This is a genomic window from Chryseobacterium ginsengisoli, from assembly GCF_039542325.1.
Classification (GTDB): Bacteria; Bacteroidota; Bacteroidia; order Flavobacteriales; family Weeksellaceae; genus Chryseobacterium; species Chryseobacterium ginsengisoli.
Map to the genome: position 1 here is coordinate 113561 of NZ_BAABHX010000009.1, position 20507 is coordinate 134067.

Annotated in this window: 19 protein-coding genes; 8 read left to right on the plus strand and 11 right to left on the minus strand. The window is 33.6% G+C overall.

What is annotated here, in order from left to right; genetic code table 11:
* The first annotated feature begins 10 nt into the window (after positions 1-10).
* The 5 genes from ABD940_RS20790 (at position 11) to apaG (ending at position 7105) form a co-directional block, all read left to right on the plus strand.
* Positions 11-1279, plus strand: coding sequence for a glucose-1-phosphate adenylyltransferase (locus ABD940_RS20790; protein WP_345208113.1), 1269 nt, complete (start codon positions 11-13; stop codon positions 1277-1279).
* Positions 1280-1349: 70 nt separating this feature from the next.
* Positions 1350-2390, plus strand: coding sequence for an SRPBCC domain-containing protein (locus ABD940_RS20795; RefSeq protein WP_345208115.1), 1041 nt, complete (start codon positions 1350-1352; stop codon positions 2388-2390).
* Between the two features lie 124 nt (positions 2391-2514).
* A complete protein-coding gene (locus tag ABD940_RS20800; RefSeq protein ID WP_345208117.1) occupies positions 2515-5328 on the plus strand; it encodes a 2-oxoglutarate dehydrogenase E1 component in 2814 nt (937 codons plus the stop codon).
* A gap of 38 nt (positions 5329-5366) precedes the next feature.
* Positions 5367-6632, plus strand: a complete 1266-nt coding sequence (gene odhB / locus ABD940_RS20805) for a 2-oxoglutarate dehydrogenase complex dihydrolipoyllysine-residue succinyltransferase (RefSeq protein ID WP_345208119.1) — start codon at positions 5367-5369, stop codon at positions 6630-6632.
* Positions 6633-6730: 98 nt separating this feature from the next.
* Entirely contained in the window at positions 6731-7105 is a 375-nt protein-coding gene (gene apaG / locus ABD940_RS20810; RefSeq protein WP_345208121.1) for a Co2+/Mg2+ efflux protein ApaG, read from the plus strand.
* A gap of 55 nt (positions 7106-7160) precedes the next feature.
* Here apaG and ABD940_RS20815 read toward each other — a convergent pair whose 3' ends face one another.
* The 3 genes from ABD940_RS20815 to ABD940_RS20825 are packed head-to-tail and all read right to left on the minus strand — an operon-like array spanning position 7161 to position 9619.
* Positions 7161-7715: a 3'-5' exonuclease gene (locus tag ABD940_RS20815; RefSeq protein WP_345208123.1), complete on the minus strand. Its 555-nt coding sequence runs from the start codon at positions 7713-7715 to the stop codon at positions 7161-7163.
* A 29-nt stretch (positions 7716-7744) separates the two neighbouring features.
* Positions 7745-8728, minus strand: a complete 984-nt coding sequence (locus tag ABD940_RS20820) for a glycosyltransferase family 2 protein (protein ID WP_345208125.1) — start codon at positions 8726-8728, stop codon at positions 7745-7747.
* A 6-nt stretch (positions 8729-8734) separates the two neighbouring features.
* Positions 8735-9619: a lysophospholipid acyltransferase family protein gene (locus tag ABD940_RS20825; protein ID WP_345208127.1), complete on the minus strand. Its 885-nt coding sequence runs from the start codon at positions 9617-9619 to the stop codon at positions 8735-8737.
* Between the two features lie 79 nt (positions 9620-9698).
* Here ABD940_RS20825 and ABD940_RS20830 point away from each other — a divergent pair, with 79 nt between their 5' ends.
* Positions 9699-10274 (plus strand): thioredoxin family protein, encoded by a 576-nt coding sequence (locus tag ABD940_RS20830; protein WP_345208129.1) that lies wholly within the window; start codon positions 9699-9701, stop codon positions 10272-10274.
* 36 nt (positions 10275-10310) lie between these two features.
* Here ABD940_RS20830 and ABD940_RS20835 read toward each other — a convergent pair whose 3' ends face one another.
* The 4 genes from ABD940_RS20835 to ABD940_RS20850 form a co-directional block, all read right to left on the minus strand.
* Entirely contained in the window at positions 10311-11672 is a 1362-nt protein-coding gene (locus tag ABD940_RS20835) for an aldehyde dehydrogenase (RefSeq protein WP_345208131.1), read from the minus strand.
* A gap of 41 nt (positions 11673-11713) precedes the next feature.
* A complete protein-coding gene (locus ABD940_RS20840; protein WP_345208133.1) occupies positions 11714-13276 on the minus strand; it encodes an MFS transporter in 1563 nt (520 codons plus the stop codon).
* Between the two features lie 200 nt (positions 13277-13476).
* A complete protein-coding gene (locus ABD940_RS20845; RefSeq protein WP_345208135.1) occupies positions 13477-14523 on the minus strand; it encodes an HlyD family secretion protein in 1047 nt (348 codons plus the stop codon).
* 5 nt (positions 14524-14528) lie between these two features.
* Positions 14529-15785, minus strand: coding sequence for a TolC family protein (locus tag ABD940_RS20850; protein ID WP_345208137.1), 1257 nt, complete (start codon positions 15783-15785; stop codon positions 14529-14531).
* 218 nt (positions 15786-16003) lie between these two features.
* Between ABD940_RS20850 and ABD940_RS20855 the strand changes: the two genes are divergently transcribed.
* On the plus strand, positions 16004-16807 hold the full coding sequence (locus ABD940_RS20855; RefSeq protein ID WP_345208140.1) for a helix-turn-helix domain-containing protein: 804 nt from the start codon (positions 16004-16006) through the stop codon (positions 16805-16807).
* Between the two features lie 154 nt (positions 16808-16961).
* On the opposite strand, the gene rplI is transcribed toward ABD940_RS20855, so the two are convergent.
* The 3 genes from rplI to rpsF form a co-directional block, all read right to left on the minus strand.
* Positions 16962-17483: a 50S ribosomal protein L9 gene (rplI, locus tag ABD940_RS20860; RefSeq protein ID WP_345208142.1), complete on the minus strand. Its 522-nt coding sequence runs from the start codon at positions 17481-17483 to the stop codon at positions 16962-16964.
* Positions 17484-17595: 112 nt separating this feature from the next.
* Positions 17596-17898, minus strand: a complete 303-nt coding sequence (gene rpsR / locus ABD940_RS20865; protein ID WP_027385529.1) for a 30S ribosomal protein S18 — start codon at positions 17896-17898, stop codon at positions 17596-17598.
* 32 nt (positions 17899-17930) lie between these two features.
* Entirely contained in the window at positions 17931-18272 is a 342-nt protein-coding gene (rpsF, locus tag ABD940_RS20870; RefSeq protein WP_345208144.1) for a 30S ribosomal protein S6, read from the minus strand.
* 142 nt (positions 18273-18414) lie between these two features.
* On the opposite strand from rpsF, the gene ABD940_RS20875 reads away from it, so the two are divergent.
* Positions 18415-19014, plus strand: coding sequence for a hypothetical protein (locus ABD940_RS20875; protein WP_345208146.1), 600 nt, complete (start codon positions 18415-18417; stop codon positions 19012-19014).
* A 74-nt stretch (positions 19015-19088) separates the two neighbouring features.
* Here ABD940_RS20875 and ABD940_RS20880 read toward each other — a convergent pair whose 3' ends face one another.
* Positions 19089-20390, minus strand: a complete 1302-nt coding sequence (locus tag ABD940_RS20880; protein ID WP_345208148.1) for a T9SS type A sorting domain-containing protein — start codon at positions 20388-20390, stop codon at positions 19089-19091.
* Between the last annotated feature and the right edge of the window lie 117 nt (positions 20391-20507).

Below are 20507 nucleotides of genomic sequence, written 5' to 3' on the forward strand. Positions count from 1 at the left end.
AGATAAACTTATGAATCACAATGTAATTTCCATTGTTTTAGGAGGAGGAAGAGGAACAAGATTGTTCCCACTTACGTATTCAAGATCAAAACCGGCTGTTCCCATCGCGGGAAAATACAGATTGGTAGATATTCCTATTTCGAATTGTTTAAACTCAGGATTGAATAAAATCTTGGTTTTAACACAGTTTAATTCAGCTTCTTTAAATTCTCATATCAAAAATTCTTACCATTTTGATATTTTCAGTAAAGGTTTTGTAGATATTTTGGCTGCAGAACAAAATGTTGAGAATGACAGCTGGTATCAGGGAACGGCGGATGCGGTTCGTCAGTCGATGAAGCATCTGGAAAAGTATGATTATGAATATATTTTAATTCTTTCCGGAGATCAATTGTATCAAATGGATTTTGGCGAAATGCTTGATTTCCATATTGAAAAAGGAGGTGATGTGACGATTGCAACCATTCCTGTGAACGCAAAAGATGCAACTGGTTTCGGGATTTTAAGTTCTGATGATGAAGGGAATATTACTTCTTTCGTTGAAAAACCGGATTATGATCTTTTAGATGGCTTAAAATCTGAAGTTTCCGAAGAAAATAAACATGCTGGAAAAGAATATTTGGCTTCGATGGGAATTTATATTTTCACGAAAAGTATTCTTAAGAAAATGTTTGATGAAGGAGCTGGAGACGATTTTGGAAAAGATATTATTCCAAACTCCATCGGAAAATATACAACCTTGAGTTATCAATACGAAGGATATTGGACAGATATCGGAACGATCGAGTCTTTCTACGAAGCAAATTTAGATCTTTGTCAGGATTTCCCTCAGTTTAATCTGTTCTCGTCGTCGCCGATTTTTACGCGTGCGAGAATGCTTCCGCCGTCAAAAGTGAATGGCTCTTATGTAAGTAAAGCTGTTTTCGGAGACGGATGCATCATTATGGCGGATAAAATTGAAAATTCAGTGATTGGAAACAGAACGAGAATCGACAAAGGAAGTACGATCGTAAATTCTTATGTTATGGGTGCCGATTTCTATCAGGATACGAAAGAAATTGTCGTTAATGACGGGAAAGGATTGCCAAATATGGGAATCGGAAAATACTGCTATATCGAAAAAGCAATTTTAGATAAAAACTGTTACATCGGAGATAATGTAAGAATTATTGGAGGAAAACATATGAAAGATGGTGATTATGGAACACATTCTGTTCAGGACGGAATTGTTGTTGTAAAAAAAGGTGCAGTTTTAAAACCGGGAACTCATATAGGATAATTTTACTTAAACATAAAAACAGAGTGATCAACATATTGGTCACTCTTGTTATTTTCTATACTTTTGTGCAATGCGTTTTTTTAAGATCATAGCGGTATTTATTGTTTTGTTGGTTGGAGCTTATGCAGCTTCGATGTATTATTTTGTGGATGAAAGCAAAGATTTCAAGATAGAAAAGGAGATTAATTATCCTTTGGAGAAGGTCTTTTCACAGTTTAATAATCTGCAGCATTTTACCCGATGGAATAATTTCTTTACAAGCTCTCAATCGATTGATATTGATTATTATACGCCGTACGAAGGACAGGGGAGTTCCATCAGTTATGTAGATCCGAAAAAAGATACCAATGGAGAAATGTTTATCCGTTACGAAAAATCCAACAGAGCATTAAGATATCAACTTTTTGAAGACAGAAACGAAAGTCCGACTATTGTTGATGTTAAATTTAAAGCTGTTTCCGCAGAAAAAACACAGATAACATGGGTAGTTCATACTCCGAAATTATCAGTTTTAAGACGTGTTGAAAACTTTTGGACAGAAGACAGATTTGCTGAAAATATTAATAAGAGCATGACTAATCTTAATAATGTTCTGGGCAACAAAGTAGAAAAAGATAATCAGATGGCTGCGATAAAATATGACAGTCTAATGGTTGAAAATGAAGAAGAAAAATTATTATTGGGGATTAATGTGAGTACTTCCAATAAAAAAGATGCACTTTACAAAAATATCGTGATGAATTATAATAAAATTTATAATTACACAACAATGGATCTAGGCAAAAAAGATGATGAATTCGGATTTCCAACTCTGATCACGGATGCAGATAATTACAAAGACAAAGAAGTGTCTTATTTCCTTGGAATTCCGTTGTCTAAAAAGTTTGGGGTTACAGATAACAACTTCAGTTTCAGAACACAAAATCCTACTCAGAATTATGTCATGTATTACAAAGGAAATTACGAGGGAAGAGTAAAGGCTATACAACAATTAATCCAGAAGGCAAAGAAAGATGAGATGCGTTTTAATGATATTCGTCAGACTTTTCTGGAACGCCCGATGGATGATCAGGATGTCAATATGAAGCTCTCATTATCAGTATTTAAGTAAATTTATTGAATTTATTTTTTTTATAGTTTTTTTAATAGTTTAAAGGCTGTTCCAAGTCGGTTTTTTTTATTAAATTTGAAGCTTAATTCTACAAACAAATTTTAATAACAGATAAACTGTAATAATGGACAGATTTTCATTCCTAAACGCAGCTCATTCTCAGTTAATTGAGGATTTATACCAACAGTACTTAAAATTCCCGGACTCTCTAGAACCATCATGGAAAGCTTTCTTTCAAGGCTTCGATTTTGCTTTGGAGAACTACGGAGATGACGATAATGTTCAATATATTCAGGCTCCGGCAGTTTCTGCGCCGGTAGTACAGCAAGCGACTCAGGCAGCATCAAATGGTGAAGTTCCTGAGCATATCAAGAAAGAATTCAAAGTAGTAAACCTTATTGAGGCTTACAGAACGAGAGGTCACTTGTTTACAAAAACAAACCCTGTAAGAGAAAGAAGACATTATACTCCGACTTTGGATATCGAAAATTTTGGTCTTGATAAGTCAGATCTAAATACAAAATTCAATTGCGCTGTTGAAACAGGTATGAAAGGTCCTGCAACTTTACAGGAGCTTATTACGCACTTAGAAAACATTTACTGTGATTCTATCGGTGTTGAATACATGCACATCAACAACGTTGAAGAAAAAGATTTCATTAAGCAATGGCTTCAGGTTAACGAAAACCATCCAAGTCTTTCAGCAAATGAAAAAACAGAAATTTTATTAAAATTAAATCAGGCGGTAGCGTTTGAAAATTATCTTCATACAAAATTTGTTGGGCAAAAAAGATTCTCATTAGAAGGTGGTGAAACTTTGATTCCTGCATTGGATCAATTGATCTCAAGATCTTCTCAGTTGGGCGTAGATGAAGTTGTGTTAGGAATGGCTCACAGAGGTAGATTGAATGTATTGACAAATATTTTCGGTAAATCTTACAAGCAGATTTTCTCAGAATTTGAAGGTAAAGAATTTGAAGAAGATGTATTCTCAGGTGACGTTAAATATCACTTAGGTTCTTCTAAAAAAATAAAAACAGCTTCCGGAGAAGAAGTTGCAATCAATTTAACTCCAAACCCGTCTCACCTTGAAACGGTTGCAGCTCTTGTAGAAGGAATCTGCCGTGCGAAAGTTGATGATAAGTATAAAGATTATTCTAAAGTTTTACCAATCATTATTCACGGTGACGGTGCGATTGCAGGACAGGGTATTGCTTACGAAGTTGCTCAGATGATGACTTTGGAGGGTTACAAAACCGGAGGTACAGTTCATATCGTTGTAAATAACCAGGTTTCGTTTACAACAAATTATATGGATGCGAGATCTTCTACGTATTGTACAGACGTTGCGAAAGTTACAGAATCTCCTGTAATGCACGTAAATGCGGATGATGCAGAAGCTGTAGTTCATGCTATCCACTTTGCTGCTGATTTCAGAGCGAAATTTGGTAAAGATGTTTATATTGATTTATTAGGATATAGAAAATACGGTCATAACGAAGGTGATGAACCAAGATTTACTCAGCCTAATTTGTATAAAACAATTTCTAAGCACCCGAATCCAAGAGAGATCTACAAAGATCAATTATTGAAAGATAACGTTACTTCAAACGATGTTATCGCTAAAATGGAGACGGAATTCAAAGCACTTTTAGATAAAGACTTTGATGCTTCTAAAGAAATTGAGAAAAACGTTATGGACTTGTTCATGGCAGAAGACTGGACAAATTATCCTATTGGGAAAAGAGGAGCTGTTCAGGAAGCTGTTGATACAAAATATGACTTAGAAAAGCTGAAAGAATTGGCAATTAAAATGTCAACGCTTCCAGCTGATAAAAAGTTCTTAAATAAAATTACAAGACTTTTCGAAAACAGAATTAAAGCAATCGAAGGAAACTCTTTAGATTGGGCTCTTGGAGAATGGTTGGCTTATGCTACACTTTTGGTAGAAGGTCACAACGTAAGAATTTCCGGTGAAGATGTTGAAAGAGGAACTTTCTCTCACAGACATGCAGTTGTAAAAACTGAAGATACAGAAGAGGAATATATTCCTTTAAGACAAGTTTCTGAAAGCAGATTTGATGTATTCAACTCTCACCTTTCTGAGTATGGTGTTTTAGGTTTTGATTACGGTTATGCAATGGCTTCTCCTAATACATTAACAATTTGGGAAGCTCAGTTCGGAGATTTTGTGAACGGTGCACAAATCATCGTTGACCAATATTTGGCTGCAGCAGAAGAAAAATGGAAAATTCAGGACGGTTTGGTAATGTTATTGCCTCACGGTTCGGAAGGACAGGGTGCAGAACACTCTTCAGCAAGACTGGAAAGATTCTTAACACTTTGTGCTAACGAAAATATGGTTGTAGCGAATATTACTTCTCCTGCAAACTATTTCCACTTATTAAGAAGACAATTGAAATGGTCATTCAGAAAACCATTAATTGTAATGAGTCCAAAATCATTGTTAAGACATCCAAAAGTGGTTTCTCCGCTTGAAGATTTCTCAAACAAAGGATTCCAGCCAATCTTAGATGATCCAAGTGCAGATCCTGCAAAAGTTGAAAAATTAGTTCTTTGTTCAGGTAAATTATACTTCGAATTATTGGCTAAAAAAGAAGAGTTAAATTGCGAAAATGTTGCTTTGGTAAGATTTGAACAGTTATATCCTCTTCAGACTGATGCTATCGAAGCGGTATTTGCTAAATATTCAAACAGAACATCACTTGTTTGGGCTCAGGAAGAACCAGAAAACATGGGGGCTTGGTCTTATATCTTAAGAAACTTCAGAGATACAGGAATTCAGGTAATTTCTCCGGTTCCAAGTGGTGCTCCGGCTCCGGGAAGTCATAAAATGTTTGAGAAAAACCAAAATGCAGTAATTAACAGAGTATTCGACAGAAACGATGCTCCTGTAAAAAGACCTGTAACGGCTTAATTAAAAATAATAATCATTTAAAAAATAAAAAATACGATATGTCAGTTTTAGAAATGAAAGTTCCTTCACCGGGCGAATCAATTACAGAAGTTGAAATTGCAACTTGGCTTGTGAAAGATGGTGATTATGTAGAAAAAGATCAACCAATCGCTGAAGTAGATTCAGACAAAGCTACTCTTGAATTGCCTGCTGAACAAAGCGGAATCATTACTTTAAAAGCAGAAGAAGGTGACGTGGTACAAGTAGGACAAGTGGTTTGTTTAATCGATATGGATGCTGCAAAACCTGCGGGTAGTGCTGCTCCTGCTGCAGAAGCTCCAAAACAAGAAGAGGCTCCTAAAGCGGCTGAACCGGCTAAACAAGAAGCTCCAAAACCTGCTGCTCAACCTGTTGCAGCTGCTGCGACTCAAACGTATGCTACTGGTGCTCCGTCTCCTGCAGCTAAGAAAATTCTAGACGAAAAAGGTATCGATGCTTCTCAGGTTTCAGGATCTGGAAGAGACGGAAGAATCTCTAAATCTGACGCTGAATTGGCTGCTGTTCCTGCATTCGGAGGAAACCCGCTTTCTGCTACAGGTTCTAGAGGAACAACAACGACTAAACTTTCAGTTCTTAGAAGAAAAATCGCCCAGAGATTAGTTTCTGTAAAGAATGAAACAGCAATGTTGACTACTTTCAACGAAGTTGACATGTCTGAAATTTTTAGACTAAGAAAACAATATAAAGAAGAATTTGCTCAAAAACACGGAGTAGGACTTGGTTTCATGTCTTTCTTTACAAAAGCAGTTACAAGAGCATTACAAATGTATCCAGATGTAAATGCATCTATCGACGGAGATTTCAAAGTAAATTATGATTTCTGCGATATTTCAATTGCAGTTTCAGGTCCTAAAGGATTGATGGTTCCTGTATTGAGAAACGCTGAAAATATGTCTTTTGCTAGCGTTGAAGCAAACATCAAAGATTTAGCTATCAAAGTAAGAGACGGAAAAATCACTGTTGACGAAATGACTGGTGGTACTTTCACAATTACAAACGGTGGTACTTTCGGATCTATGATGTCTACACCGATTATCAACCCTCCTCAATCTGCAATCTTGGGTATGCACAACATTATCCAGAGACCGGTTGCGGTTGACGGGCAAGTTGTAATTCGTCCAATGATGTACGTTGCAATGTCTTACGATCACAGAATTATCGACGGTAAAGAATCTGTAGGATTCCTTGTTGCAGTAAAAGAAGCAATCGACAATCCTGTTGGAATTCTAATGGGTGGAGACGAAAGAAAAGGTCTTGGATTATAATATCTTAAGAAAAATTATAATATAAATATCAAATCTCGCCTCAAAAAGGCGAGATTTTTGTATTTAAGACAATAAATACTAAAATGATGTTCTCAAAAATGACTTCAAATATCAAAGTTTCAGTAATACCTGAATATGATAGTAAAAACAGTTATCCATCCGAAAACCGTTATGTTTTCAAGTACAATATTACGATTGAAAATGACGGAAGTTTTCCGATAAAAATCCTTAAAAGAAAATGGTTGATCTTCGACGTTGGTTTTGGATACACAGAAATTATTGGTGATGGGGTAATCGGATTAACACCGGAAATTCCAACAAATGAAAATTTCGCTTATTTCTCAAACGTAATGCTTCGTTCCGGAGTTGGAAATATGAGCGGAAAATACCTAGTTAAAAACATGGAAACACAGGAAAATTTTGAAATAGATATTCCTAAATTTAATTTATTGTCGGAAGTTTTGAGTAATTAATTTAACTAAAAATACTTTCAACATCTACATCACCTGCCAAATCTCGGGAGAAAAGCTAAAGCTTTTTGATCTTCAGTTTCATATACTTAGAAACTTCTTCATTGCTTGTGAGAAATAATTTTTCAAAGGCTAAGAGAGATATTTTTGCACAAACTTCTGCATCGTCGCCTGCTCTGTGATGATTAAATTTTATTTGATGATATTCAGCCAAGTGTTTCAAACCATATTTAGGCAAATAATTCCATGATTTTTTTGCTAACTGAATGCTGCAAAGATATTCTAATTTCGGAGTAAACATTCCATAATGATTTAAACAACCTCGCAATACTCCTGCATCGAAACCAGCATTATGAGCAATCATCAGTGTTCCGTACATCATTTCCTCAACTTCATACCAAATTTCATCAAAAGTAGGAGAGTTTTTCACATCATCAGGAACAATTCCGTGAACATCAACATTAAATCTACTGAAATAAGGAAAACTCGGTGGCTTTATCAGCCAGGTTTTAGTCTCCACAATTTTAGAATCCTGTACAATACAGATTCCCAATTCACACGCAGAATTTCTTTCGTGAGTTGCTGTTTCGAAATCTAATGCACAAAAATCCATAATTAATTATAAGTGATAAATGATGATCCTTAATTCTTTTTTCCTCCTAAAAAATGCTTGAAAATAAGCCATTTTATTTGATAATAATCTGCTTTTTGGTTTTTCTGGCGACGTCTTAAAGTTTCAGGAAGTTGTGCATAAAATCCAAAATGTCCTCTTGCAACTGCCCAAAGATGTGAAAATCCATTTTTATAGGCGAAATAAAAAGAAGCAACCCCATCTAAACATAACCTGAAAAATATCAACCAGATCAGCTTTGGAAATGGTAAGTTTTTCAGCATCATTGAAAGATTATTTCTAATATTTAAATACGTTTTCTGCGCACTTTGTTTATTTAAAGTTCCACCGCCAACGTGATAAACTTTCGATTTTCCGGTATAAAATATTTTCTTTCCTGAATTAATTAATCTCCAGCAAAGATCTATTTCTTCCTGATGAGCAAAGAATCTTTCATCAAAACCTTTCTGTTCCCAAAAATCTTTCGAACGGATAAACAAACAACATCCGGATGCCCAGAAAATCTCCGTTTCATCATCGTATTGACCTTTATCTTCTTCCAAATCATCAAAAACCCTTCCTCTACAATAAGGATAACCCAAATTGTCGATCAAACCACCTGCAGCTCCTGCAAATTCAAAATAATTTTTATTATTAAATGATAATATTTTAGGCTGAATAGCAGAAATTAATGGATCTTTTTCAAATAAATGTAAAACGGGCTCAATCCAGTTTTCAGTGACTTCTACATCTGAATTCAGAAGACAATAAAATTCGTTTTTAATTTCTTTTAAACCTTCATTGTAACCATCTGCGAAACCATAATTTTTGTCATTTTTAATAATTTTTACAGATGGAAAATGAGTTTGAAGAAATTCAATAGAATCGTCAGTGGAAAGATTATCAATAACATAAATATCTGCATTCTGGGAAAATAATACTACGCTTGGAAGAAATTTTTCAAGCCAGTTTTTTCCGTTCCAGTTTAAGATGACAACTGCTAAATTTTTCGACATAAGAATCTATGCTTTTTCTGAATCAAAATTTTTAATAGAATCCTGATATTTCCATTTTCTGTGCGACCAAAGATAATTGTCGGGATTTTTTCTAATCGTATTTTCGAGTAATTGATGGAATTTCCTTACCACTTCATTTTTTACAAATTTTTCTCCTTCAGGATAAATTCTGTGATAATTAACCTGATAAAATCCGCGTTTTACCTTTGTCATTTCACAGTAAATGAAAATTAAATCCATTCTGGTCGCCAATTTATCATAACCGATAAAAGCGGGTGTTCTTTGATTCAGGAAATTCAATCCATAATTAACATGTGCAACATGTGGAGTCTGATCTGCAACAAACATATAAATCGACTCGCCATCGTTTTTATTCCTGAAAATATTTAAAATAACTTCATTCGCTTCTAATGCTTCATTTCCGAATTTATTACGAACTTTTTTCATCTGATCTTCCCAGAAATTGCTGTTAACTTTTCGATAAACAGGATGAGAATTTTTTTGCGGAGTAAGTGTTGCTAAAGCATTCATCCATTCCCAATTGAATACATGTCCTGCCATTAAAATTATATTTTTTCCTTCTTCCTTGGCTTCGTGAAATAAATGTTGATTTATATGCTGCATTCTTACACGCGACTCCAACTCGGAAATGCTGAAAGATTTTACAGTTTCAGCTAAATAATCAGAGAAATTCAGGTAGAATTTTTTTCTGATTTCTTTAATTTCTTCATCCGATTTTTCAGGGAACGAATTCTTTAAATTTTGTGTAATTACATTTTTTCGGTAGCCGACAATATAATAATTCAAAAAGAAAATAATATCTGAAAAAATGTATAAAATTTTCAGTGGAAGTTTTGAAATTAGATATAATATTTTGATCAGGAAATTCATAAAACAGGCAAATTTACGGATAATAAAATTATGGTTCTATTTTTGCTTGCAAATAGTATTATTTTTTTATTTTTATGTTATGAAAAAATTATCATTAGTAGCGTTTTTGGGTTTAAGCTTTTTTGCTTTTTCTCAGAATGTAAATACAAATAAAGTGGAGGACGTAAAAAATGACGAGAAAGCTTTATTAGTGAAGACAGATCACGCAGAATTAGAAGCAAAGAAAAAAGCTGCGGAAGAAAAAGCCAAATTGCCAAAGCCTTATGATCCGAAAGCAGATGCAGAAAAAGATATTCAGAACTTAATTGCAAAAGCAAAGAAAGAGAAGAAAAATATCATGATTCAGGCAGGTGGAAACTGGTGTATCTGGTGTTTGAGATTTAATCAATTCGTGCAGACAACTCCAGAATTGAAAAAAGTTGTTGATGAAAACTATGAATATTATCACTTGAACTATTCTCCAGATAACGAAAATAAAGCTGTTTTTGCAAAATATGGAGATCCTGGTAAAAAATTCGGTTACCCTGTTTTCATCATTTTAGATCAGAACGGAAAAATGATTCATGTTCAGCAGAGTGACGTTTTAGAAGAAGGAAAAGGATACAGTCTTGAAAAAGTGAAAGAGTTTTTCAATGTATGGAGTCCAAAATCATAAAAATGAAACCGAGAAAATTTTTCTCGGTTTTTTGTTTTATAGAAATTTTTTAATCCAGCCTAATTTTTTCTCAGAATATGGAGGATATTTAATGTTGGGTTCTCCCCAAGTTGCTTTTTCTAAAATTGCTTTCTGATGCGAAAATGTTTCAAAACCAAATTTACCGTGATAATTTCCAATTCCGGAATTTCCGACACCGCCAAATGGAAGGTTTTCATTTCCTAAATGCATCATCACATCATTGATACAGCCTCCTCCGAAAGAAAGTTTATTAATGAAGTTTTCTTTTTCTTCAGAATTATTGGTGAATAAATATGCGGCAAGTGGTTTTTCCAGTTCTAGAATTTCATTTAAAATAAGATTAAAATTTTTAAAAGAGATTACAGGTAAAATCGGTCCAAAAATTTCTTCCTGCATCACATCATCTTGCCAATTGATATTCGTAAGAATTGTCGGTTCGATATATAATTTTTCTTCGTTAAAATTTCCACCGAAATAGATTTTATCTTTATTAATTAAATTAACAAGTCGCTCAAAATTCTTTTGATTGATGATTTTAGTATAATGCTCGGAATTAGGTTCATATTTAAATTCCTGAATATATTTTATGAGTATTTCCAGAAATTGCTCCTGAATTGAGTCTTCAATCAATAGATAATCCGGTGCAACACAGGTTTGTCCTGCATTTAAGAATTTTCCCCAAATAATCCTTTTTGCTGCAACTTCGAGATTGGCATCTTTTGTAATAATTGCGGGAGATTTTCCTCCTAATTCTAAAGTAACCGGAGTTAGATTTTCTGCAGTAGCCTTGTAAACAATTTTCCCAACTTTAGTGCTTCCTGTGAAAAATATTTTATCAAATTTGAATTTTAAAAGCTCTGTTGTTTCATCGATTCCGCCTTCATAAACGTATAAATATTCCGGAGAAAAGTTTTCATTAATGATTTTTGCCATTGCTTTCATTGTATTTTCTGAAATTTCACTTGGTTTTAAGATACAGCAATTTCCTGCTGCCAAAGCTGCAACAATAGGAGAGAGGGAGAGTTGATAAGGATAATTCCAAGCTCCGATGACCAAAATATTTCCTAATGGCTCAGAATAAATTCTGCTTTTACCAAATTGATTGACAAGATTGGTACTTACTTTTTTAGGTTTTGAAAGCGATTTTAAATTTTTCAGATAATATTTAATATCATTTAAAATAAAGGAAATTTCTGTGGTAAAAGTATCAAATTTAGATTTACCAAAATCTTTATAAATGGCTTCATACAAAAGGTTTTCGTTCTCTAAAATCAAATCACGAAGTTTTTCAAGATACATTTTTCTGAATCTGATATTCTTCGTTTGCTGAGTTTTAAAAAACTCTTTCTGTTTTGATACGATTTCCTGAATTTCCATAAATCAAATTTCAGAAATTATAGCAAAACCTCTGCCTAAAATCACATAATATTCCTGACTGCGATTTTTACGGGATGATACAGTAAAATTACAATTGCAGTGATTAAAGCCAACCAAAATAGCCCTGTAAAGATTTCCATATTGGAGAGAAGAATTGCCTGTGCATTAATTTTAGCTTTAAAAGCTCCTGCAGTAAGTGATAATGATTCATTAACTGGAAGTTTAGAAATGTTGGCTCCGAAAATTTGATTCCATTGTGAATAAAAAATAGGATTTGTATCTGTAAATTCTGAACTTAAAGCATCTGAATGTTTCAACGTTAAAAATAACATCAAATTTTGCATCAAAGCGTACCCGATTGCGGTTGTCCAAAATCTTGTGGAAGTTCCGACTGCCGTTGCATTTGAAACGTATTGTTCTGGCATTCCTGCAATGAGAAAAAATACCAAAGGTGTGAAAAGTAATCCTTGCCCAACTCCCTGAAGAAATAAAGGAGGACAAATCATTTGCAGCGTTGTGTCAGGATAAAAAGTATAAGTAAACCAAGCGCAATCTATGGCTAAAATGAGGAACCCGCTAAAGAAAACCAATCTTGATGAAGCCCCTTTTGTAATGCAAAATGCTGAAAATAAAACGCCTAAAAGTGTTCCTGCAACATTCCAATATTGAATTTCAACGATGTAATCCCATGGCCATTTCCAGACAGTTGCCATGATATTGTAAACATTATTGATGCTTGCTCTCAAAATATAAAAAATGAAAAAAAGAATAACGCCGACAATCACATTTTTTGAACTGAAAACTTCAAAATGGAAAAATGGTCTTGCAGAATTTCTCTGTTTTAGCATAAATAAACCTCCGGAAATTATGCAAATAAAAAGACAAATAATGATAATATTCGATTCGAACCACATTAATCTTTTCCCGTAAATAATTGCATACGCTCCGGATTGCAGACTTAGCCAAAGCAAAAACCAACTCGTAATGTCCAGTTGATACAAAGGTTTTTTAGGGAAAAATCTATTTTTATTAAAAATAGCCACCGCAATAATCAAAACAAAAACATGAAAATAAACCATCATTAAAATCATATGCTGAAAATCGTAATCTTCAATACTCGACTTCAAAAGGGAAGTGGTGATCGTTCCGCCGGTGAGAATAATGGTGTACATGAAAAGATAGGCAATTTCTTTGGCGTGCTTTGTTTTCAGTTCGGCAATAATTAATGGCAAAAAAATAGCACCTTCCAAAACTCCAAAAATTCCCTCTAATACACGAATTACTAAAATTATATGATAATCATTTGTAATTGATAATGCATAAAGAATCAGAATTGAAATGGAAGACATCAGCAAAGTGTAATATTTCACACTGAAGTATGCCATAAATCGTTGTATTACCAAAAGTGTAACCACGAAAGTTCCGTACATTAATATCATTAAATATTGAATGTCGTCCGAATCTACATCCATAAATGAAGACGTAAAAGCACTGTTGGAATGCAATATCGACAACAGCATCAGATGTGGAAACAACGCCAGAATAAGAAGCGGAAGTTTCAGCCATTGAGGTACCCATTTATGATAAACAGTATTGTGATGCATGATATATTGAAGAATATTCTATTGATTAAAAAATGCGAAAAGACAAAAAAACAAGGTGTAAAGTAAAGGTAAGATGGCAAAATTGCGATTCTGCCTTTTCGCTAAGAAATTATTAATTTGAAAATTTGAGAGAAGGAATTCGAAAGCTTCTATATTTTCTAACAATTACTAAAGCTTTCAAATTCTCTCACACTCAAGCTTTAAATCTTTTTCGCACTTACCAAAACATTCATTCCGGAAAGTAGTTTTTCATTGTTTTGATGATTATCTAAAAGAATTTTCACGGGAAATCTCTGTTCGATTTTTACGAAATTTCCTGTTGCATTATCAGGTTTTATTAGTGAAAATTGTGAACCCGAAGCAGGAGAAACAGAAACAATTTTTCCTTTGAATTCTATATCAGGATAAGCATCTGCAGTAATGATGACTTCTTTATTTTGGTCGATTTGCCCGATTTGTGTTTCTTTATAATTGGCAATAATCCATTTTTCTTTGCTCACAATCTGTACCAAAGCCTGACCTTCTTTAATCAATTGTCCTTCCTGAATAGTTTTCTTGCCGACCCAACCGTCATAAGGCGCTGTGACAACCGTGTACGAAAGAAAAAGTTTAGCATTATTCAAATTAGCAGAACTTTGCTGAATCTGACTTTTCGCGGGTGCAACTTTTGTTCCTTGTTCATTCACACTCGCTCTCACTGCATTTTTTTGCTGTTCTAAAGCTAAAAGATTGGCTTTTGCCTGTTCGTAAGATGCTTTTACGTTTTCAAATTGCTGTTCGGTTGCTGCGTCTTCGGAAACTAAGTTTTTATATCTTTTAAAATCCTGTTCGGTTCTCCAAATATCAATTCTTGCAGAAGCAATTTTAGCATCGATGATTTTTGTATCACTTTCTTTTGTATTTACGCCACTTTCGATGGTATTGATATTTTCAGAATTCGCGTGGAGATTGGCTTCAGCCATTTTCACTTGGTTGACAAATTCACGATTATCAATTACAATTAAAGTATCTCCTTTATGAACAAATTGATTTTCGTTAAACTTAATAGTTTTGATAAAACCAGAAACTTTACTTGAAACAGGCGTAATATATTGTTCGATTTGCGCATCGTTTGTCGTTACGTTTTTTCTCGAAAAAAGGTAGAAACTTATCATTCCTGTGATTCCGCTGATGATGAGAATCCATGCTAATAAAGTAATGGTTTTGTTGATTCTTTTTTCTTTTTGAGTTAATTGCCTTTTTGCCATAGCTTTTATAAGTTTCCAATCGTGTATTGGAGTTGGTAATATTTAAGTTGTCTGTTGATTTTTACGGAAATAAGATTAGATTGAGCTTCCAGATAAGCATTGTCAGCATCGATTAATTCTGTGATTAAGCTTAATTTATTGGCATATTTTGTTCTTACAATTCTGTAATTTTCCTTAGCCTGATTAATCGCTTCTTCCGAAATTTTCACCTTTTGGTCGGTTTCCTCAAATTTTTTATAAGCTTCGTAAACATCGTGTCTGATGTTTTCTTCGTTTTCTTCGATTTGAAGTTTAGCTAAGCTTATATTTTCCTTTGCTTCCTGCATTTTATATTTGTTTTTATACAAGTTTTCAATAGGATAGGAGAGATTTACCCCAATCATTCCTAAACGATAAGCATAAGGTTCTGGTGGGAAAAACATCATGTTTGGATATTTTAAAAAATATTCTCCACCTGCTGTAATTTTCGGTAAATAATTCGCTTTTGTAATTTTTTGATCTAATTCCTTAAGCGAAAGATTTTTGTTTGCCATTTCAACGGATTCGTTTTTATGCAAAGCTGTTTCGGTTAATTCATCAACGTAAGGAATTTCTGCGTTTTCTGAAATCAAATCTTCTGTATCAACATGCATTTCCTGATTTTCCGGAAACGAGAGAATCGTTTTCAGTTTATGTTCTGCAATCTGAATATCATTGTCGAGTTCTGTCCAGCTCATTTTATGATTAGAAAGCTGTAAAGAGGTTCTTAAAACTTCATTCACTGTTACAACTCCGTTTGCTTTCAAGGCTTTTACCTGTTTGATATTTACAGAATCTTCTTTCATTTTATCATTAATCAAACTTTGCTGTTCTTTTAAATGATGAATTTGAAGAAAAGCAGTGATGATTTCCATTGTTAATTGTCTTTCGTCCAAATGAGTTTTCAATGAAGAAATTTCAGTGTCAATAGCTGCTTTTTTCTCTGTGTTTTTAATTTTTCCGCCCATATAAACGGGAATTGATGCAGAAAGAGTAAAATCGTACATCCCATTGATAATATTGTACTTTGTAGCTTTTCCGAATACGCCATTTTCCTGCTGAAAAAGATTAGTAACCTGAGTATAGCTTGTGTGAAATTCAATATCCAGAAGTTTTTCCATTTTAAGATCTTTCTCTTTTGTTTCTGATATTTCATTTTTCAAATGACTGATCTGAATGTTTTTATTATTCTTAAGACCTATTTCCAAAGCCTGTTGTAAGCTTAGATTTTGATAATCTATCATTTGTGAGTGTAGAAAACCGCTTATTAGAAATAAGCACAACGCAATACATTGATATTTTTTTGCGTTAAATATCATTTTCATAATTTAATTAAAGGTTTTTTGCTGAATTAATTTTGATAGTGCAAAGTTACAAGCCAAAGCATAGGACACGATTTGTAAAAACAGAAAAAGATTTGTCCATTTACGCCAAATTAAAATTTTCTTCCTACCTTTATTTTATGAATGACAGTCATTTTGGAGCCATTGAGGAAAAAGATACAGAATTTTATGTATATCATGTGCTAAAAGGAGATGTGAAAACAGAGAATCATTATCACAGTTCTGCTCAATTGGTGTATGCAGAAGGAGGTATAGTGCATGTTTTTACAGATCTGAAACACTGGTATTTACCGGCAAGATGTTTCATGTGGATTCCTGCAGGAACACCACATTATATTTTTTCAACAAGTCCGAAAGTTGATCTGTATAACTTTTATTTTAAAAAAGGAGAAAATGAAAATGGCTTTTTTGATGAAATTAATATTTATTCGGTAAGCCATTTACTTCGAGAGATGATTTTATATACAAAAGAATGGGATGGGAAAATCACAAAAAATGATGAAACTAAATATTATTTTCTCAAAGCTTTAAAAGGAATTTTACCTGAAAAAAGAGATAAGAATTTAGCATTTCCTGTTCAGCATCCTTTTCCTAATGATGAAATTTTATTAAAGGTTGCTCAATACATTCACGCTAACCTTGAAAAGCCTTTAACCATAGAATCTACGGCAAAAGAATTTGGAATGAGTACAAGAACTTTATCGAGAAAGTTTAAAGAGATTTTGGGGATGAATTACGTTCGTTTTTTACGCGCTTTGAGAATTACCCGCTCTTTAGAATTAATGATTGAAGGAAAATATAATATGTATGAGATTGCAATGATGGTGGGATATAACAGTCTTTCTTCTTTCAGTAATATTTTTAAAAAAGTAATTGGGATTCCGCCGACAGAATATCAGCAGAAGTTGAAAGGACAGGATTGAGTTGTAGGGAGAGTGTAGAGATTTTGAGTGTTTCTGCTTATTATTATAAAACATATTACTGTAGATTGCTTCGTCGCTTCGCTCCTCGCAATGACATAAAAAAACCACTTCAAACGAAGTGGTTTCATATATTTTGAGAAAAATCTCGTCAATATTAAGCTTCTCCAGAAGGAGTTTCTTCTACTTTAGCTACTGGTTTTGGAGCAGCTGGTTTAGGAGCTTCTACCGGTGCGTCAGATACGATGTCGAATTCGAAATTGTACTCAACATTTCTGTGTAATCTTACGTTTGCAGTTACTTTACCTGTTCTCTTAATAGTGTTCCCAGGAATTTTGATATATTTCTTGTCAACAGAAACTCCAGCTTTAGCAAGAGCAGCAGAAAGATCCGCATTGTTGATAGATCCGAATAATTTGTCACCAGAACCTACTTTTGCAGGAATAGTAATAGAAGTTTTCTTCAATTGATCTACTACACCGTTTGCTGTAGCGATTAATTTAGCTTCTTCTTCTTTTCTAGCTTCCAAAGTAGCTTCTAGAGCAGCTTTGTTTTTAGGTGTAGCTAAAAGAGCGATACCTTGAGGTAACAAGAAGTTTCTTGCATAACCTGGCTTTACGCTTACTGTGTCGAATTCAAGACCTAAGTTTTCTACGTCTTTTTTTAGGATAATGTCCATTGTTGTTGTCCTTTTTTAGATCTTAGAGTTATCTAAAATCAAGTTAGAATTAATTATTTATTCAGCAACAAAAGAAGAGATTGCTCTCTTCTTTTATTTATTTTTGTTTGTCTTATTTCAATAAGTCAGCTACGTAAGGTAGTAAAGAAAGGTGTCTTGCTCTTTTGATAGCAGCAGAAACTTTTCTTTGGTATTTCAAAGAAGTTCCAGTGTATCTTCTTGGTAAGATTTTACCTTGCTCGTTTACGAACTGTAATAAGAAATCAGCATCTTTGTAATCAACGTGCTTGATTCCGAATTTTTTGAATCTACAATATTTCTTTTCAGATTTTGTATTGATATCAAGTGGAGTAAGGAATTTTACTTCAGATTCTCCTCCAGCTGAGGCTTGTTTAGCCATATCATCTATTGCCATGTCTTTGTCTTTTTTAAAATTGGGGTTAATTATTAAGCCTTAGCTGTTTTTACTTTAGTTCTTCTAGTGATAGCATACTCAATAGCGTGCTTGTCTAGTTTTGTAGTCAGGTAACGGATTACTCTTTCGTCACGTTTGAATGCTAATTCTAGATCAGCAACTACAGTTCCTTCACCTTTAAACTCGATTAAAGTATAGAATCCATTCTTTTTCAATTGAATTGGATAAGCTAATTTTTTTAATCCCCAGTTTTCTCTGGCAACGATTTCGCAGTTCTTTTCTTTAATAAGATCTACATACTTGTTCACTGCTTCCTCCACCTGAGCTTCAGATAGAACGGGAGTTAAAATGAAAACAGTTTCGTAATTGTTCATAATGTTAAATGAATTTGTTAATTATTTCGAGGTGCAAAAATAGTGTAATTTTATAAACCATACAAGTTTTAATGTGTAATAATTATAGATTTTGTATTTTCGCGGAGCCTTTAATCTTGATGTTAAAGATCAATTTAATACCATGAAAAACAAGAATTACATTTTACCATTATTATGTGTTGGTACATTTTGCTTTTGCCAGGACAAAATTTCTAAGAAAAACGGAGAACAGTTTGATGCAAAAATTGTTGAAATAGGATCTTCGAATATCATTTATAAAGAATTGGATAATCTGGACGGACCTGCACATTCTCTCAATAAATCTGAAGTTTATCAAATAAATTACAGCAATGGCAAAACTGAAGTTTTGGGGAAATATTCAAACGTTGAAGATGCTAAAAATTTTATTGTCAATAAAATAAATGAATTTGGAATCGACAGGGATAACGATAATCAAAGATTACAGGCTGAATTTGAAGGAGATCAGATCAAGATAAATTCCATTAACAGAAAGGGACGTATTGTAGATGAAGGTGATCTTTGGGATTTAAGTAAAGTTGTTAAATTTCATAATATTTCGGCAAGAAAAAATAATGTTTTCTATTTGAATATAGTAACCTACAAATCCAGAAAATCTAAATCCGAGTTAGATAAACTTGTCATTAAGTTCACAGATTATCAGGCTGCCGTAGAATTATTGGAAGCAATGAAAGATCTGCAAGTTATGCTTAAAAAAGATTAAGTGTCAAAGAATTAGCTTAAATAAAAAAAGACCTGCATTTACAGGTCTTTTTTTATTATTTGTCGGTTAAATATTTATTTTTTAATCACTTTCGTAGATTGTAAGCCGTTTTCTGTTTGCGCTGTTACAATATAAGTTCCTGAAGGTAATTTTGATAAACTGATGTTGAATTTATTCTGATTAACTTCTGAACTGATAACATTTCTGCCTGATAGATCTACTACATTCACAGATTTTACTTTTGTCTTGGAATCGAAATTCAAAATATCATTTGTCGGATTTGGATAAACTTTGAATGTAGAATCTTTTTTATCAATTTCATTAACTGCTAAAGGTATTGCTGAAACAGTCACCGTATAATCTTCTGCCTGTCCGTAATCAGAACCTGTGCAAGGCTCTATAAGATCAGGATTGTCATCAATTGTTCCATAAATCTTTTTCACACGCATTCTTGTAGAGCCTGTAAGAGCGGTTGCAGGAACAGCGATGGATTGTACTGTTTGAACGGCATCTTCACCGGTAGAAGCTGTAATTGTTTGTGTAACAGGATAGACTTCACCTGGATCATTAAGGATTCCGTTTTGATTCCAGTCGATAAATACGGCAAAACTATTTTCGTAATTTCCGGCTGTATTTCCTTTTAATGTAATATTATAAGATTGTCCTGCAGTTACGTTTGCAGATTGTGACAAGAAATATTCATGGCTGTTTCCAACATAAGTATCAGAATCAGTGATATTATTGATGCCTGCAAAATTGACCAATGTAATCGGTTCATCTCCCGGATCACCCAAGAAGCTGTCTTCAAAAACAAGAGGGCCGCAATAATTAAGCTGAGCGGAACTTGACGCTTCTACTGAAAAATCATCAATATATAAAGCTGCTCCGTCAGAACCTACATATTGGAAGGCAACTTTTACATTTGGGTTATTTTTGTATGCACTAATATCTATCATTACAGAATTCATCGCATAATTGGAGAATGTTCCTAAGCTTGCTTCAGACCAAACCTGAGTCCATGTAATCTCATTATCGGTGGAAATTTTCACAAAAGCATCGTAATTATTATTAGGATCTACTGCCCAATAATAGCTTAAACCTGCTTTAAATTTAAGATAATAATAAGTAGCATTACCTAAATTCATGCTTGGAGAAATCAGCCATTCATTCTGCTGACCGAGAGCTGCATCGTAATCTACGGATGCAACGCTGCCAGATGAAACAGTAGAGATTTCCCATGTTTCGTTGGCGTTTGATTGTTGTACTGTCCATGTAGCGGGAATTGAAGTACCGTTGAAATTTTCACTGAGAACGACTTGTCCGAAGCCCAGGAATGGCAAAATCATCAAGACTGCCTGAAGTAATTTTTTTCGCATAATTATTAATTTTTTGGTTGAATCAAATATAATGAAAAATGATAACAATCAAAAAATCAATAAATTACATTTTTAAATTATGGATTTTGAATATATTTTAATGAAAATTTAAAAATT

What these genes read in the sequence shown, in the direction of transcription:
- ABD940_RS20855 (WP_345208140.1), top strand. Translation starts at nt 16,004, where the DNA reads ATGAATGACAGTCATTTTGGAGCCATTGAGGAAAAAGATACAGAATTT.
- rpsF (WP_345208144.1), bottom strand. Translation starts at nt 18,272, where the DNA reads ATGAACAATTACGAAACTGTTTTCATTTTAACTCCCGTTCTATCTGAA.
- ABD940_RS20820 (WP_345208125.1), bottom strand. Translation starts at nt 8,728, where the DNA reads ATGTCGAAAAATTTAGCAGTTGTCATCTTAAACTGGAACGGAAAAAAC.
- rpsR (WP_027385529.1), bottom strand. Translation starts at nt 17,898, where the DNA reads ATGGCAATAGATGATATGGCTAAACAAGCCTCAGCTGGAGGAGAATCT.
- odhB (WP_345208119.1), top strand. Translation starts at nt 5,367, where the DNA reads ATGTCAGTTTTAGAAATGAAAGTTCCTTCACCGGGCGAATCAATTACA.
- rplI (WP_345208142.1), bottom strand. Translation starts at nt 17,483, where the DNA reads ATGGACATTATCCTAAAAAAAGACGTAGAAAACTTAGGTCTTGAATTC.
- ABD940_RS20875 (WP_345208146.1), top strand. Translation starts at nt 18,415, where the DNA reads ATGAAAAACAAGAATTACATTTTACCATTATTATGTGTTGGTACATTT.
- ABD940_RS20800 (WP_345208117.1), top strand. Translation starts at nt 2,515, where the DNA reads ATGGACAGATTTTCATTCCTAAACGCAGCTCATTCTCAGTTAATTGAG.
- ABD940_RS20835 (WP_345208131.1), bottom strand. Translation starts at nt 11,672, where the DNA reads ATGGAAATTCAGGAAATCGTATCAAAACAGAAAGAGTTTTTTAAAACT.
- ABD940_RS20815 (WP_345208123.1), bottom strand. Translation starts at nt 7,715, where the DNA reads ATGGATTTTTGTGCATTAGATTTCGAAACAGCAACTCACGAAAGAAAT.
- ABD940_RS20830 (WP_345208129.1), top strand. Translation starts at nt 9,699, where the DNA reads ATGAAAAAATTATCATTAGTAGCGTTTTTGGGTTTAAGCTTTTTTGCT.
- apaG (WP_345208121.1), top strand. Translation starts at nt 6,731, where the DNA reads ATGACTTCAAATATCAAAGTTTCAGTAATACCTGAATATGATAGTAAA.
- ABD940_RS20850 (WP_345208137.1), bottom strand. Translation starts at nt 15,785, where the DNA reads ATGATAGATTATCAAAATCTAAGCTTACAACAGGCTTTGGAAATAGGT.
- ABD940_RS20790 (WP_345208113.1), top strand. Translation starts at nt 11, where the DNA reads ATGAATCACAATGTAATTTCCATTGTTTTAGGAGGAGGAAGAGGAACA.
- ABD940_RS20840 (WP_345208133.1), bottom strand. Translation starts at nt 13,276, where the DNA reads ATGCATCACAATACTGTTTATCATAAATGGGTACCTCAATGGCTGAAA.
- ABD940_RS20845 (WP_345208135.1), bottom strand. Translation starts at nt 14,523, where the DNA reads ATGGCAAAAAGGCAATTAACTCAAAAAGAAAAAAGAATCAACAAAACC.
- ABD940_RS20880 (WP_345208148.1), bottom strand. Translation starts at nt 20,390, where the DNA reads ATGCGAAAAAAATTACTTCAGGCAGTCTTGATGATTTTGCCATTCCTG.
- ABD940_RS20795 (WP_345208115.1), top strand. Translation starts at nt 1,350, where the DNA reads ATGCGTTTTTTTAAGATCATAGCGGTATTTATTGTTTTGTTGGTTGGA.
- ABD940_RS20825 (WP_345208127.1), bottom strand. Translation starts at nt 9,619, where the DNA reads ATGAATTTCCTGATCAAAATATTATATCTAATTTCAAAACTTCCACTG.